Source organism: Paramicrobacterium salitolerans, assembly GCF_051513965.1.
Lineage (GTDB): Bacteria > Actinomycetota > Actinomycetes > Actinomycetales > Microbacteriaceae > Paramicrobacterium.
Genome location: NZ_CP195847.1, coordinates 1,864,975 through 1,878,962 on the forward strand (window position 1 = coordinate 1,864,975; position 13,988 = coordinate 1,878,962).

The following is a 13,988-nucleotide window of genomic DNA, read 5'->3' on the forward strand; positions in this document are numbered from 1 at the left end:
TCATGGCGATCACCGGCTGGTTCGTCGCGCTCGTCGCGGTCGGCGTCGTCCCCGTCATCGCCGTCGGCGAGGCATCCGGGACGGCCTGGGGCGCGCTGCTCGTCTGGCTCCTCCTCTGTGCCCTGCTGCTCACGATCGACGTGATTCTCGCCGGATCTCCGAGGCGTCTCGCGATCGACCGCGCTCTGCCCGACCGCGTCCGTCTCGGAGAGACGGTGACGAGCACTGTTCTGGTGACCAATCACGGTCGGCGCATCGTTCGAGCGGTGCTTCGCGATGCGTGGCAGCCGTCCGCGGGCGCAGACACGCCGCGACAGCGACTGGTGGTGCCCCCGCGTGAGCGCCGCAGCCTCAGCCAGTCGCTCACACCTTTCCGCCGCGGCGAACGCCGGGGCGAGCAGGTCACCGTGCGATCGTTCGGGCCACTTCGTCTCGGTGCACGCCAGGCGACGCTGTCGGTGCCGGGTCGCCTCCGGGTTCTTCCGCCGTTCAACGCCCGCAAGCACCTGCCGAGTCGCCTCGCGCGACTTCGTGAGCTCGACGGGTCGAGCCCGCTGCTCGTCCGGGGCCAGGGAACGGAGTTCGATTCGCTCCGGGAGTACGTCCGTGGCGACGACATCCGTTCGATCGACTGGCGAGCGACCGCTCGCCGTCAGGATCTCGTCGTTCGCACGTGGCGCCCCGAGCGCGATCGGCGCGTCGTGATCGTGATCGACACCGGCCGGACATCTGCCGCGCGCATTGACCGCGAGCCCCGCATCGACACCGCGTTCGAATCATCGCTCCTGCTCGCCGCACTGGCCTCACGCGCGGGAGATCGCGTCGACCTCGTCGCATACGACCGCCGCGTGAGAGCTCGCGTGCAGGGTGTCAGCGGTCCCACACTTCTCTCCCGCATGGTCGACACTCTTGCCGATGTCGAACCGGAGCTGATCGAGATGGACTGGGATGCCGTACCCGGCCAGGTCCGCAACATCACCGCGCACCGCAGCCTGGTCGTCCTGATGACTTCCATCGACGCGCCGGGCGCGGCGACGAGTCTGCTCTCTGTGCTGCCACAGCTCACCCAGAAGCACATGGTGGTGGTCGCCAGCGTCACGGACCCCGACGTCGAGAAAGCGATCGGCGATCGGGAAGACCGCGAGGCGGTCTATCGTGCCGCGTCGTCTCAGCGCGCCGTTCTCGACACGGAACGACTCGCGCAGGCGATCAGGCAGCAGGGCGCGGACGTCGTCACCGGCTCCCCCGCAGACCTTCCTCCGGCTGTCGCCGACCACTACATCGCGATGAAGGCTGCGGGCAAGCTCTGAGTCGCACGGGTGATGCTGATCATGGCATCCTCGTCTCCACTGCAGAGACGAGCGGCGCCCGGCCGGAGAAGATCTCCGACCGGGCGCCGTTCTCTGAGCGCGTACCCGGGTGTCAGGCGGCAGCTTCGTCGTCGCTCTCGTCTGAGAGACGTGCGGCGAGCTGCGCTCCGAGGTTCTCGTCGACGTTCGTCCAGTACTCGATCGCACGCTGGCGGATCTCGTCGCTGCGGACCGCACCGACGTGCCCGGTGATGGTGTCGAGGAACCGAGCCTTCGCAGCGTCGTCCATCACATCACGGTAGAGCGTGCCGGCCTGGCCGAAGTCGGAGTCCTCCGATCGGAGTGCCTGCGCGGTGCGCATGAGCTCACCGTCGCTCGGGAATCCCGCGTCGTCGCCGGCGCGCTCCGGGTTGCCCTGCGGGCCGCCGAGCGAGTTCGGTGCGTAAACGGGACGGTCCGACGACGGGAATGCGTAGCGCGACTGGCCGTCCTTCGAGTACGAGTGCACCTCGACCTTCGGCGCGTTCACCGGCAGCTGTGCGTGGTTGGTGCCCACGCGGTAGCGGTGGGCATCCGCGTAGCTGAAGATGCGCGCCTGCAGCATGCGGTCGGGGCTTGCAGCGATTCCGGGAACGAAGTTCGAGGGAGCGAACGCGGCCTGTTCGATCTGTGCGAAGTAGTTCTCGGCGTTGCGGTTCAGCGTCATCGTTCCGACCTTGACCAGCGGGTAATCCGCGTGCGGCCACACCTTGGTGACGTCAAACGGGTTGAAGCGATACGTCTTCGCGTCTTCGTACGGCATGATCTGCACATACAGAGTCCAGGACGGGTGGTCACCGCGCTCGATCGCCTCGTAGAGGTCACGCTGGTGGTAATCGGCATCCTGACCGGCGAGCTTCTCACCTTCCTCGTTCGTGAGGATCTTGATGCCCTGGTCGGTCTTGAAGTGGTACTTCACCCAGAAGCGCTCGCCCTGGGCGTTGATCCACTGGTAAGTGTGCGAACCGAAGCCGTCCATGTGGCGCCAGGATGCCGGGAGCCCACGGTCACCGAGAACCCACGTGACCTGGTGAGCCGACTCCGGCGAGTTCGTCCAGAAGTCCCACTGCATGTCGTTGTCACGTGTGTTGATTCCCGGCAGGCGCTTCTGGGAGTGAATGAAGTCGGGAAACTTGATTCCGTCGCGGATGAAGAACACCGGAGTGTTGTTGCCCACGAGGTCGTAGTTGCCCTCGGACGTGTAGAACTTGAGCGCGAAGCCGCGGGGGTCGCGCCACGTATCCGGGGAACCCTGCTCACCGGCGACCGTCGAGAAGCGGGCGAGCATCTCAGTCTTGACGCCCTTCTGGAACAGAGCGGCACGCGTGTACCGGCTCATGTCCTCCGTCGTCTCGAACTCGCCGAAGGCGCCGCCACCCTTCGCGTGCACAACGCGCTCGGGAACCCGCTCACGGTTGAACTGCGCGAGCTTCTCCACGAGGTAGTGGTCGGTCAGCGCGATCGAACCGTCGGTTCCGATGGTCTGCGAGTACCCGTCGGCGGCGACTGGCGCACCCGAATTCGTCGTCGTTACCGGTGTTTCAGACATAGCTCTCCTTCAATAATGGGCAGGACCGTTTACGCGACGGAGGTCGCGTAGGAATTGGAAAATTGACGACTCAGACGGTCGCCAGCTGACAATCGGGGCAGACACCCCAGAATGTGACGTCAGCTGTTGTGATGACGAAGCCCGAGTCATTGGACGGCGTCAGACACGGTGCGTGTCCGATGGCGCAGTCGACATCACGGACGGCACCGCACTCGGTGCAGACCACGTGATGATGGTTATCGCCGATGCGCTTCTCGTAGAGCGCGGGCGAGCCCGCCGGCTCGATCCGACGCACGAGTCCGGCATCCGTGAGAGCGGAGAGCACTCCGTACACAGCCTGGAGGGATGTGTCCGGGAGCTCCTTCTTCACGGCGTCGAAGACCTCAGCGGCATCCGCGTGCTTGTGCGTCTCAAGCACACGCAGCACGCTCCGACGTGGGGCCGTGGCCTTGAGCCCCGCCTCGCGCAGCGCGGTGCTGAACTCAGCGTCAGTCGTCGTGTGCATAGCCCCATGCTATCAGTTGTTTTGACCCGGTCAAAAGAAAGTGTGAGCGCGGCGTGTTCTCGGTCAAGCGGCCACGAGCCGGCGGGCGCCGGCCTCGAACTCGTCGAGGTCGCCCGTCTCCCCGAGACGATGAGCACGGCGTCCGAGAACGAGCATGTAGACGAGGAAGGCTGCGAGGGCGAGAGTCCCGATGCCGATTTTGATCGACCAGCCAAGCGCAGGCCCGATCTGCTGCTCAAGGGGCCACGGAGTCACGAATCCCTCGATGATGCCGGACACGAACAGCGCGATGATGAGTCCGACCGCGACCGTCACAAGGCTCCGCCCCTCGTGGGCGAGGGACTCCAGGCGTGTCATCCGGCCGGGTGCGACCCACCCCCAGAAGATTCGAAGCCCCGCGGCCGCCGCGACGAAGATGCTGGTGAGCTCGAGCTGTCCGTGCGGCGCGATGAAGAGGAAGAACGCGTCGCCCTGGTCATACGCGAACATCACGGCCCCGGTGATGCCGAGGTTCTGAGCGTTCTGCAGAACCACGTACGGAACCCACACTCCGGTGATTCCGAATGCAATGCACTGCGCCGCGATCCACGCGTTGTTCGTCCACACGCGTCCTGCGAACGAGGCGGCCGGGTTCTCCGAGTAGTACGAGACGAACTCTTCGTCGGCGAGATGCTTGAGATCGGCTTCGGAGCCGAAGTTCGCGAGAACCTGCGGGTTGCCGAACGCCCATGAGCCGAACGCGAGCGCGATGATGATGGTCGCGACCGCGACGGCGAGCGTCAGCCAGCGCAGCCGATAGAGGGCCGCGGGAAGCTGCAGGAGGAAGAAACGCGGAAACTGCGACAGCACGTTGCGCGGTGCTCCCGTGAAGCGCAGCCGCACTCGTGAAAGCAGAACGCTGAGTCTGTCGCCAGTCCGCGTCGAGCCCGCGGTCGTCTTGATCGCGGAGAGCTGGGCTGCGGTGGCCTGGTAGCGGCGGATCATCTCGTCGGCTTCGGGGCCGCTCAGCCGACCGGAGCTCGCCAAGCTCTCGAGCCGTTCCCAGTCGGAACGGTGGGCTGCGGTGTAGGCGTCGAGGTCCATCTGATTAGATGATACCCATGAGCGCCATCTCCCCCACCCGCGTCGAGGCGGACGAGTTCATCACGGGTGAGGCCGTTGCACTCGATGTGCGGGCCGCGAGCTTTCTGCTCCGCGCGGCGGGGACGATGATCGACGTCCTCCTGAGCCTGCTCGTCGGGTTCGTCCTGTTCATGCTGCTGACGGTGGCTGTCGCGCGGTGGGGAATGGACCAGGCGGCGCTCCAGGCATGGGCCATCGCGATCGTCGTCTTCTCGACGATCATTCTGCCGACCGGCGTCGAGCTGCTCATGCGCGGCCGTTCGCTCGGGAAGCTCGCCGTTGGTGCTCGCGTCGTCCGCGATGATGGCGGAGCGATCTCCTTTCGCCACGCGTTCATACGCTCACTCACGGGCTTCTTCGAGATCTACATGACGCTCGGCGGGGGTGCCGCTCTCGTGGGGCTCATGAACGCTCGCGCCAAGCGCATCGGCGATACGCTCGCGGGCACGTACGCGCAACATGAGCGGGTTCCGCGGATCCGATCGAATGCATATCCCGTGCCGGCCCCGCTCGCCGACTGGGCGACGATCGCCGATGTCGGGCGCCTTCCGGATCGCCTCTCACGACGCATCGCGCAGTTCATCGAGCAGGCCGCGGGCATGACCCTGCCCTCGCGTATGCGCCTGGCCCACGAACTCGCGACCGAAGCAGCCGCATACGTCTCGCCGGTTCCTCCCGTCGATCCGCTGATGTTCCTCTACGCCGTCGCGGCAGTTCGCCGGGACCGCTCATACCGAGCGCTCCTGCTCGAGCGTGATCGGCTGGCGCGTCTGCAGCCGGTGCTCACGCGAAACCCGCACGCGTTTCCAGAGCGCTGAACAGCTCAGTAGCGGTAATGCTCCAGCTTGTACGGTCCCTCGACATCGACGCCGATGTAAGCGGCCTGATCCGGCGTGAGCGTCGTAAGCTTCACGCCGAGAGCATCCAGGTGGAGGCGAGCCACCTTCTCATCGAGTCGCTTCGGCAGAACGTGCACATCGGTTGCATATTCCTCTGAGCGCGTGTGCAACTCGATCTGAGCGAGCACCTGATTCGCGAACGAGTTGCTCATCACGAATGATGGGTGACCGGTGGCGTTACCGAGGTTCATGAGGCGACCCTCGCTGAGGACGAGCACAGACCGACCGGTCGGCAGCTTCCATTCGTGCACCTGCGGCTTGATCTCGACCTTCACGACGCCGTCGACTGCGGCAAGGCCCGCCATGTCGATCTCATTGTCGAAGTGGCCGACGTTTGCGACGATCGCAAGATGCTTCATCGCGAGGATGTGCTCCGCACGCACGACGTCGCGGTTGCCCGTGCAGGTGACGACGATGTCCACCTGATCGATGACGGACTCAAGAGTCGCCACTTGGAAGCCATCCATCGCGGCCTGCAGCGCACAGATCGGGTCAACTTCGGACACGATGACTCGCGCACCCTGCCCCCGCAGCGCGTCGGCTGCCCCCTTTCCCACGTCACCGTACCCGACGACGAAGGCGACCTTTCCGCCGATCAGCACGTCAGTTGCCCGGTTCAGACCGTCGGGCAGGGAGTGTCGGATGCCGTAACGGTTGTCAAACTTCGACTTCGTCACCGAGTCATTGACGTTGATCGCGGGAAACAGCAGCTTGCCATCTCTGGCCAGCTCATACAGGCGGTGCACGCCGGTGGTGGTCTCCTCTGTCACCCCGGTGATCTCTTCGGCGATGCGGGTCCACCGATCCGGAGAGGCTTCGAGCGAGCGCCGCAGCACGTCGAGGATGACGCCGTACTCGGCGCTGTCTTCCGCGCTCTGCTCCGGAACGCTCCCGGCGTGCTCGAACTCACGCCCGGTGTGCACGAGAAGAGTCGCATCGCCGCCGTCATCGAGAATGAGGTTCGGTCCGATCCAGTCCGCTCCGGCGACCTCGGCTTCCGAGCTCCAGTCGAAGATGCGCTCGGTGCACCCCCAGTACTCCTCGAGCGTCTCGCCCTTCCAGGCGAAGACCGGCACGCCCGCGGGCGCCTCGATCGTTCCCTCTGGTCCGACGACCACGGCCGCGGCGGCTTCGTCCTGCGTCGAGTAGATGTTGCAGCTCGCCCAGCGCACCTGGGCGCCGAGCGCCACGAGAGTCTCGATCAGAACTGCCGTCTGCACGGTCATGTGCAGGGAGCCCGCGATCCGCGCACCGGCAAGAGGCTTGCTCGCGCCGAACTCCTCGCGAAGCGACATGAGGCCCGGCATCTCGTTCTCGGCGAGCCGAAGCTGATGGCGACCGGCCTCGGCGAGCGAGATGTCGGCGATCTGGAAGTCGAAGGGTGCGGAAGCGCTGCTCATGCTCTCATTCTCGCAGACCCTCTCAGCCCTCAGGCACGAATGAGCGCGAGCACCTCGTCTCGGACGCGTTCCATCGTGGCGAGGTCAGCACCCTCGACATTGAGCCGCAGCAGTGGCTCGGTGTTCGACGGGCGCACGTTGAACCACCAGAACGGCTCGCCCTCGGGCGTGTGCCCGCGGACGGTCAGTCCGTCGAGCTCGTCAAACTCGGCACGAGCCTGGAAGGCCTCGACGATTCGCGCGTAGGCCTGCGGAACGTCTTCGACGGTCGAATTGATCTCGCCGGACTGCTGGTACGGGCTGAACTCCTCGGCGAAGACAGAGAGGGGATGCGGCTGCCCGCCGAATTCCGCGAGTACGTGCATCGCCGCGAGCATCCCATTGTCTGCACCCCAGAAGTCCCTGAAGTAATAGTGCGCGGAATGCTCACCCCCGAAGATCGCGCCGGTCTCGCGCATCATCGCCTTGATGAGCGAGTGTCCGACCCGCGTGCGCACCGGGGTGGCGCCGTGAGCCTCAATCGTCTCGGAGACGCAGCGCGAGGTGATCAGATTGTGCAGCACTTGGATCGGAGCATCCGAGTCACTGTTCTCGCGCTCGCGACGGATCTCGCGCACCGCCACGATTGCTGTGACCGCGGAAGGGCTCACCGGGTCGCCGTTCTCGTCGACCACGAAGCACCGGTCCGCATCGCCGTCGAAGGCGAGCCCAGCGTCTGCACCGTGTTCGATCACGGCCTTCTTGAGGTCCACAAGGTTCTGCGGATCGAGCGGGTTGGCCTCGTGATTCGGGAAGGTGCCGTCGAGTTCGAAGTACAGCGGGACGACCTCGATCGGCAGTTCGGGAAGACCTGCGGCGGTACCGAGAACAGCGGGCACCGTCAGCCCACCCATGCCGTTTCCTGCGTCGACCACGACCTTCAGCGGTCGGATGTCATCGAGCGGAACAAAGCGCCGCAGCGCCTCAGCGTAATCGGCGAGGACGTCCGCCTGACGCACCTCACCGGGGTTCGCACTCACCGGAATGCCCGAACGGAGGTACTCGATCGCGCGGTCGCGGATCGCGGCGAGACCCGTGTCGCGCGAGAGCGTCTGCGCTCCAGCACGCGAGAGCTTGATGCCGTTGTAGGTCGCGGGGTTGTGACTCGCAGTGAACATCGCCGCCGCGGCATCCATCGCCCCCGAGGCGAAGTAGTTCTCGTCGGTCGAGCAGAGTCCAATTGACACGACGTTCGCGCCGCGTGCGCGCGCCCCGGCGGAGAACGCAGCGGCAAAGCGCGGAGAGGAGTCGCGCATGTCATGGCCGACGACGACGTCGGCGTCCGCCGCGTCGATCTCGTCGACGAACGCCGCACCGAGGGCCTCGACGATGTCGTCCGTCAGGTCGACGTCGACGAGCCCGCGAACGTCGTACGCCTTCACGGCCGCTGTCAGGCGTTCAGCCGCCGATCTTCCGAGCTTCGGGCTCACCGTGCCTCCGACCAGTCTGCATGCTTGATGATCTGCCACCCCTGCGGCGTCGACAGTCGCTCCGCGTGGATCGCGCACAGATCGTAGCTGTGCGGGTCACGCGTCAATCCCAGCGGCCCCAGTACGGCCATCTGGTCCGCGTAGTCGTATGTGAGCGTAGAGACCGCCTCGCGGCCGCAACCCACACGGGAGCAGAGTCTGTCGTCCATCGAAATCAGTTTACGGTGCTTTCCCACCCGGGCCCTCTCCCCAATCTGGGGCCGTGCTGCCATACGATGAGGTTATGGCACGACGCATCTCCGGGCGAGGCAAGCGTGAGATGTTCGCTCGCCCCGCTCCCCGGCACGACCGTCATGGACGCGCAGGCCGCAGCTCAGTGCTGCGTCCGCCGCTTCGCCCTCTCGCCGGTCGCGTCGACCTCTTCGCAATCAGCGTCACGGCTGCCGCTGAATACCTGCGAGGAGCTTACCCGGAGGAGCTCGGCGACGTGCAATTCGCGATCGCGGGCATGCCGACGAGCATTCAGCACGGCGACGGTCTCGACCGCTGGAGCATCAACCGAGATGAACGTCTCATCGTGCTGTATCGCGTGCCCATCCAGCGCCTCACACGGCTGCACATCGATGATGACCTTCACCGCCGCATGGCAGCCGAGAGCTGCACCTTTCAGGCTGCAGCCGAGTACATCGGGCTCGACCCCTGGGAGATCGACCCCGGCTTTCCAGGCTCGCGCTGAGACGTCATCTCACCCGCGAGCAGACGACGAGCAGACGACGGCGATTCGCGGTCGACGGCGACTCAGCGCACGTAGACGTCAACCGGTTCGGATGCCGGCTTCGGTGGCGTGATCGTGAACGACGACACCTCCGTGCCCTTGCCGTAGGTGACTGCGGCCATCACCGGCGCGGACGGGTCCACCGTGAGCGGATCACTGGCCTCCGCCGTGACCATTCCGCCGGGCTCGATCGTCTCCGACCGGTCTCCGATCGCGACGTCGACCGATTCGTCGCCGGGATTCGTCACGACGAGTGTCGGTTCGGGTCCTGGAGCTGCGGGCACCTCGAACGCCGAGTTCAGCGGGTCCGCCGAACTGAACCAGGTGAAGTCGCCCTGCTTATCGTCTTCGGTCGTCGTTCGGGCAGACGCCACGATCGGCGATGAGGCATCCAATTCGATGCTGTAGCGCCCGGAGTCGAGCGAGGTCAGGGGAAACTCGGTGACCGTCTGCGCCTTGATGTCGACGTCGAACGTCTCGACGGTGTCGCCGTCTTCGTCGGTCACCGTCGCTGCGACGTGCGTCGGCTTATCCTCCGTGGCGTACAGGCGAAGAGACGGCGTCCGGTCGTCATACGAGCCCGTCGAGACCTTCGGCTGTCCGCCGTAGATCGTCACGGCAGGAATCCAGACACTCTCCGAGGGGGCAGCACCAGCGCCGGCCATCTCGATGCCCGCCGGGACCAGCCCGCGGATCGACGACTGCTGCAGCCACGCCTGAATGTCGGTGCCTGTACTCGTCACATGGACGACGGGCATCACCGTGTTGGGGGCGATGCCCGCCAGAGACACGACCTTCTGCGATCGTGGCGCGATGAGCAGTCCCTTGCTGTTCGGGCTCTCGATCGGCCCGTTCTCCCCCGAGACCTCAAGGTCGACACTCGCTTCGACGTCCGTCGGATTGTTCAGTACGACGAGACTCGTGCGTCCGACATCCGTCGACCCTGCAGAGAGCCACAGTTCATTGGCCGTCTCACGGCACTCGGATGCCGCGAAACCCGCGGTCGTCTCCGTCGTGACGTTCTGCGAGAGTGCCGCCGCCGACAGCGCGCCGTCGGCGATCGCATCCGCTGACAGGGACACCGTCGCCGGGCCGTCAGCATCGGAGGTGACGTCCGGTGCGGCGATCGAATCGGTCACTAGCTCTGCATCGTCGGTGGCGTGGCTGGCGAGAGTGGGGTCGCCGAGGCGGGTCACCGCCGTAGCGGCATCCGCGTCTCGGCCGACGTCGAGAAGACTCCCCGCACAGACCCGGAGCTGATCAGACGGCACGGGCGTGACCTTCTCGGGAACCGCCTCGGCCCGATACGACGGAGCGTCCACGAAGAACGCGGCGGTGCCGCAGAGTCCGAGCACGACGACCGTCGTCGCACCCACTGCGGTGCGGACGCCGACGCCCCAGAGCGTATTCAGCTTCGTCACGAGCGTCCTCCCTCTGCTGGTTCGCTGGACTCGTCTTCGTCCGGGACGGCTCCGGGTCCGTCGTCCTCGCCCGGAAGCGAAACCACATCTGCCCAGTCGGGCTCGGCCTCGGCGTCGGGGTCGGCGAGAAAGTCCTGATCGTCCGTCCCCTCGCGGATCGCCATGCCTTCTCCCGCCGGGCGCTTCCCGACCGTGCGCGGACTCATCCGGGCGGCCTCACGCGAGCTTCCGGTCGGAATAGCCACCAGCAGAGCGACGAGCGTGACGAGCACGAGCGCGGCGAGCGACAGCGTCGTGCCGACCGTGCGCACCTCTCCGGGCTCCACACCTTCGACCTCATCGACGGCTCGCCACAGCAGCCCCGAGTCCGTGTCGCCGACGTTCTCGATCTCGGCGTTCGCATCGAGCGAGGTCCGCGCGCGATCCGAGACCGCGACGGCCTCCTCTGACGCATCGTCTGACACGGGAGCGAGCACGATGAACTCGATCCCACGGTTCACAAGGTCCTCTCCGACGTCGCGCCCGCTCACGGAGACCATGTTGCCCGTGAGCTCGGCGAGTTCGCCCTCGGGGTCGGCGACGAGAGCTCCCGTGCTCACGAGGGTCGACTGCGTGTCGAGTCGTTCCCCGGAGCCGCGCAGAACAGTCGCGACGATGGATCCGTCGGGCTGTGGCGTGATTCGCAGCGTACCGAGACCCGGATCATTCGATGCGGCAGCAGTGACGTATGCCGGAAGCGTACGCCCGTCGCTCGAGACCACCGAGCCGCCGCCCATCGGAACGATGAGTAGCGCGGGCACGGCGAAGGCCGCGGCCGTCACACCGGCGACGAGGGCGGGGATGCTACCGCGAGCGCGCAGTCCGTCGCAGGCATTGACCGCCGCTCCCGTGATGCCGAGCCACATCAGACTCAGGCCGACACCGGGCCAGACCGTCGTCGCCTCGGCCTCGATGAACGTCACGGCGATGTGCGTCGCAAGCAGAGCGGTCGCGAAGCCAAGGAGCGCGACGCCCCACAGCACGACGGTTCGACTCATCCCGCGGACGAAGAGTCCGGCGAGAGCGACGAGCACAAGCGGGGCGAGGAGAACCGGGACGGCGATGGTCGCCACGAGCGGCGGAAGTCCCATGGTGTCCATGAGCGTGTTCCATCCGCCCCCACCCGACTGGGGGGATCCGAGGAGGAGATCGGTCACGGTCACGTCTGGCGAGGCGAGCGGCTTTCCAGGATCCGCAAGCAGCGCGAACCAGCGACCGCCGACGATGCCCTGCTGCCATACGAGCGGCCCGAACAGAGCGATGAGGGGCGCCGGAATGAAGAGCACGCGGCCGAAGCGCGCCCGGGCGGCGATCAGCGCGACGACCCAGAGCACGAGGAGTGCGGGTAGCAGCGAGGGCGAGCACGCGGCGATGATGGCCAGAAGCAGGGATGCCGCCGCCGCAGCGCCCCACGAGCGCGCGGCGACGCAGCCGGCCGAGAAGAGCAGCGGCAACAGGATGTGGGCGATGACCGCAGCGGGTCTTCCGTCAGCGAGAGCGATCAAGAAGGTCGGGGCCAGGGTCCACACGATGGCCGCAAGATTGCGCAGTCCGCTGCGCTCGGTCAAGCGCGTGGCGGCGAACCAAGCGGTCAGAGTCGCGAGCGGCAGAGCGAGGATCCACAGCAGCACAAGCGAGTACGAGGGCTGCCAGAATGTGAGCGTGCCGAGAATCGCCACCACCACTGCGAACGGATCCGCAGCGCCGACGAAGCCGTCGCCGACGCTTCGCCAGCCGTAGCCGACGTTCTGCCAGAGTTCGACGGCGCTGCCGCTCAGCGGCAGGAGTCCGCCGCCGCCCAGGGTGGTCGCCGGAACGAACCGGATGAACAGGATCGCACCCGCGAGAAGTGAAGCGAGGGCGATCCAAGCTCCGCCGCCCGAGAAGAAGCGCAGATCCGTCCGCTCGGCCGCTCCGAGTGGAACCGCCTCGTCCCGCTCCAGACGTTTGCGACGAGCCATCTCGCGGCGCGAGATCTTGAGCCCTGCGAGCGCGGACCAGCTGACGCTCTTCGCCTGCGCGAGCCTCGCGCGGGCCGCCGGCACGTGGGTGCCGCCCACGGTCACCCACGTGGCCGCTCGGAACTCCGCGGCGATCAGCTCGGGCTGCTTGCGGATCAGCAGCCACACCGAGCGGAACAGCGCGAGAGGGATGAGCGAGACCCAGAGGAAGGGAAGCGCGATGGGCTTCGCATAGACGAGGCGACGGTGGAGCTCCGCTGTGCGCGTGTAGCGTGCGCGCCGCTGCTTGACGGTCCAACGTCGTGAGCGGGGCACTCCGGTGATGCCGTCGCCCGCGATCGCGACGACGGCGCCGGGGGCCAGCACGACGCGTCGGCCGGTGAGCCGTGCGCGGATGCAGAAGTCAAGACCGTCGTCGATCGGTCCGAGGGCAGGGTCCATTCCCTCGACCTCACGCCAGACAACGTGCCTGACGAGCATCCCTGCGCCTCCGACGGCGAGCACGTCGCTGAGCGTGTCGTACTGCCCTTGATCGAGCTGGTCGTCGACGTACGCGACGGTTTGCCCTGATGTCGTGACGGTCTCGCCGATCCCTCTCAGCCGAGAAGGATCGTTCCAGTCGACGAGCTTCGGCCCCGCGACCGCGGCGGAGGGCGATGTCTCGAAACGGGCGAGCAGGACCTCGAGCGCGCGGGGCTCGGGCGCGGTGTCCTGCGCGAGCAGCCACAGGAAGTCGTCCTCACCGCGTGGGTCCTCGAGCGTCTTCTCTCCCGCATTGACGGCTCGGCCGAATGTCAGGCTCTCGGCGGAGGTGACGATGCGATCGACCGCACCGTCAAGAAGCGACGTGACCTCGTCCGGCGCATCGAGAGCGATGGCGACGATGCTGTCGACGGGATGAGTCTGCCGTTCGAGTGCGGCGAGGGTTCGGCGCACGTGGTCGACGTCTCGGTTCACGACGACGAGCGCAGTCACTCGAGTTTCCATATGGGCCAAGCTTATGTGCGCATTCTGAAGATCGTGACGCGGCACGCCCGAGTGCAAAAGCAGGATGCGGCGGCGATCATGTCGCCGCCGCATCCTGCGAATTCACAGCTGAGCCGTCAGCCCGCGCGCTTCTTCAGCCTGCGGCGCTCTCGCTCTGAGAGCCCTCCCCAGATGCCGAAGCGCTCGTCGTTCTCAAGTGCATATTCCAGGCATTCCGAGCGGACCTCGCAACTCTCGCAGATGCGCTTTGCGTCGCGCGTCGACCCGCCCTTCTCCGGAAAGAATGCTTCCGGGTCAGTCTGCGCGCACAGCGCGTCTGCCTGCCACGCCAGAGGATTGTCATCGTCGACATTCCGCCGAACTCCTGGCACCCCCAACTGAACCGGGTCAACGAACCAGTCATCGGGAACTCCGGAACGATATTCTGGCATTGCCATATCGTCTCCCCACCTTGTGTTACCCGCAACACGCCGAACAGCGTGTTCAGTAAATTACACCCCTGTAATTCGTCT

12 protein-coding genes are annotated in these 13,988 nt (G+C 66.2%); 3 read left to right on the top strand and 9 right to left on the bottom strand.

Features of this window, described 5'->3' with window-relative positions; genetic code table 11:
- The first annotated feature begins 2 nt into the window (after nucleotides 1-2).
- Nucleotides 3-1,310, top strand: coding sequence for a DUF58 domain-containing protein (locus ACSAGD_RS08910; protein WP_437582370.1), 1,308 nt, complete (start codon nucleotides 3-5; stop codon nucleotides 1,308-1,310).
- 112 nt (nucleotides 1,311-1,422) lie between these two features.
- Here the strand turns inward: ACSAGD_RS08910 and ACSAGD_RS08915 are convergent, their stop codons facing one another.
- The 3 genes from ACSAGD_RS08915 to ACSAGD_RS08925 form a co-directional block, all read right to left on the bottom strand.
- Nucleotides 1,423-2,898: a catalase gene (locus ACSAGD_RS08915; RefSeq protein ID WP_437582371.1), complete on the bottom strand. Its 1,476-nt coding sequence runs from the start codon at nucleotides 2,896-2,898 to the stop codon at nucleotides 1,423-1,425.
- 70 nt (nucleotides 2,899-2,968) lie between these two features.
- On the bottom strand, nucleotides 2,969-3,403 hold the full coding sequence (locus ACSAGD_RS08920; RefSeq protein WP_437582372.1) for a Fur family transcriptional regulator: 435 nt from the start codon (nucleotides 3,401-3,403) through the stop codon (nucleotides 2,969-2,971).
- Between the two features lie 63 nt (nucleotides 3,404-3,466).
- Complete coding sequence (locus tag ACSAGD_RS08925) at nucleotides 3,467-4,486, bottom strand: stage II sporulation protein M (RefSeq protein ID WP_437582373.1); 1,020 nt, start codon at nucleotides 4,484-4,486, stop codon at nucleotides 3,467-3,469.
- Between the two features lie 17 nt (nucleotides 4,487-4,503).
- Here ACSAGD_RS08925 and ACSAGD_RS08930 point away from each other — a divergent pair, with 17 nt between their 5' ends.
- On the top strand, nucleotides 4,504-5,343 hold the full coding sequence (locus tag ACSAGD_RS08930; protein ID WP_437582374.1) for an RDD family protein: 840 nt from the start codon (nucleotides 4,504-4,506) through the stop codon (nucleotides 5,341-5,343).
- Nucleotides 5,344-5,348: 5 nt separating this feature from the next.
- On the opposite strand, the gene ahcY is transcribed toward ACSAGD_RS08930, so the two are convergent.
- Genes ahcY through ACSAGD_RS08945 form a run of 3 tightly spaced genes read right to left on the bottom strand, consistent with a single transcriptional unit; the run spans nucleotide 5,349 to nucleotide 8,502 of the window.
- Complete coding sequence (ahcY, locus tag ACSAGD_RS08935; RefSeq protein WP_437582375.1) at nucleotides 5,349-6,824, bottom strand: adenosylhomocysteinase; 1,476 nt, start codon at nucleotides 6,822-6,824, stop codon at nucleotides 5,349-5,351.
- A 29-nt stretch (nucleotides 6,825-6,853) separates the two neighbouring features.
- Nucleotides 6,854-8,293, bottom strand: coding sequence for a phosphomannomutase/phosphoglucomutase (locus tag ACSAGD_RS08940; RefSeq protein WP_437582376.1), 1,440 nt, complete (start codon nucleotides 8,291-8,293; stop codon nucleotides 6,854-6,856).
- Nucleotides 8,290-8,502: a DUF3499 family protein gene (locus tag ACSAGD_RS08945; protein WP_437582377.1), complete on the bottom strand. Its 213-nt coding sequence runs from the start codon at nucleotides 8,500-8,502 to the stop codon at nucleotides 8,290-8,292. Before ACSAGD_RS08945 ends, ACSAGD_RS08940 begins: the two co-directional genes overlap by 4 nt.
- A gap of 74 nt (nucleotides 8,503-8,576) precedes the next feature.
- On the opposite strand from ACSAGD_RS08945, the gene ACSAGD_RS08950 reads away from it, so the two are divergent.
- Entirely contained in the window at nucleotides 8,577-9,029 is a 453-nt protein-coding gene (locus tag ACSAGD_RS08950) for a hypothetical protein (protein ID WP_437582378.1), read from the top strand.
- Nucleotides 9,030-9,091: 62 nt separating this feature from the next.
- On the opposite strand, the gene ACSAGD_RS08955 is transcribed toward ACSAGD_RS08950, so the two are convergent.
- From ACSAGD_RS08955 to ACSAGD_RS08965, 3 genes are all read right to left on the bottom strand, one after another.
- Entirely contained in the window at nucleotides 9,092-10,489 is a 1,398-nt protein-coding gene (locus tag ACSAGD_RS08955; protein ID WP_437582379.1) for a DUF5719 family protein, read from the bottom strand.
- Nucleotides 10,486-13,464, bottom strand: coding sequence for a glycosyltransferase (locus ACSAGD_RS08960; RefSeq protein ID WP_437582380.1), 2,979 nt, complete (start codon nucleotides 13,462-13,464; stop codon nucleotides 10,486-10,488). The genes ACSAGD_RS08955 and ACSAGD_RS08960 overlap by 4 nt, the downstream gene beginning before the upstream one ends.
- A 128-nt stretch (nucleotides 13,465-13,592) precedes the next feature.
- Nucleotides 13,593-13,913, bottom strand: coding sequence for a WhiB family transcriptional regulator (locus tag ACSAGD_RS08965; RefSeq protein ID WP_437582381.1), 321 nt, complete (start codon nucleotides 13,911-13,913; stop codon nucleotides 13,593-13,595).
- Nucleotides 13,914-13,988 lie beyond the last annotated feature (75 nt).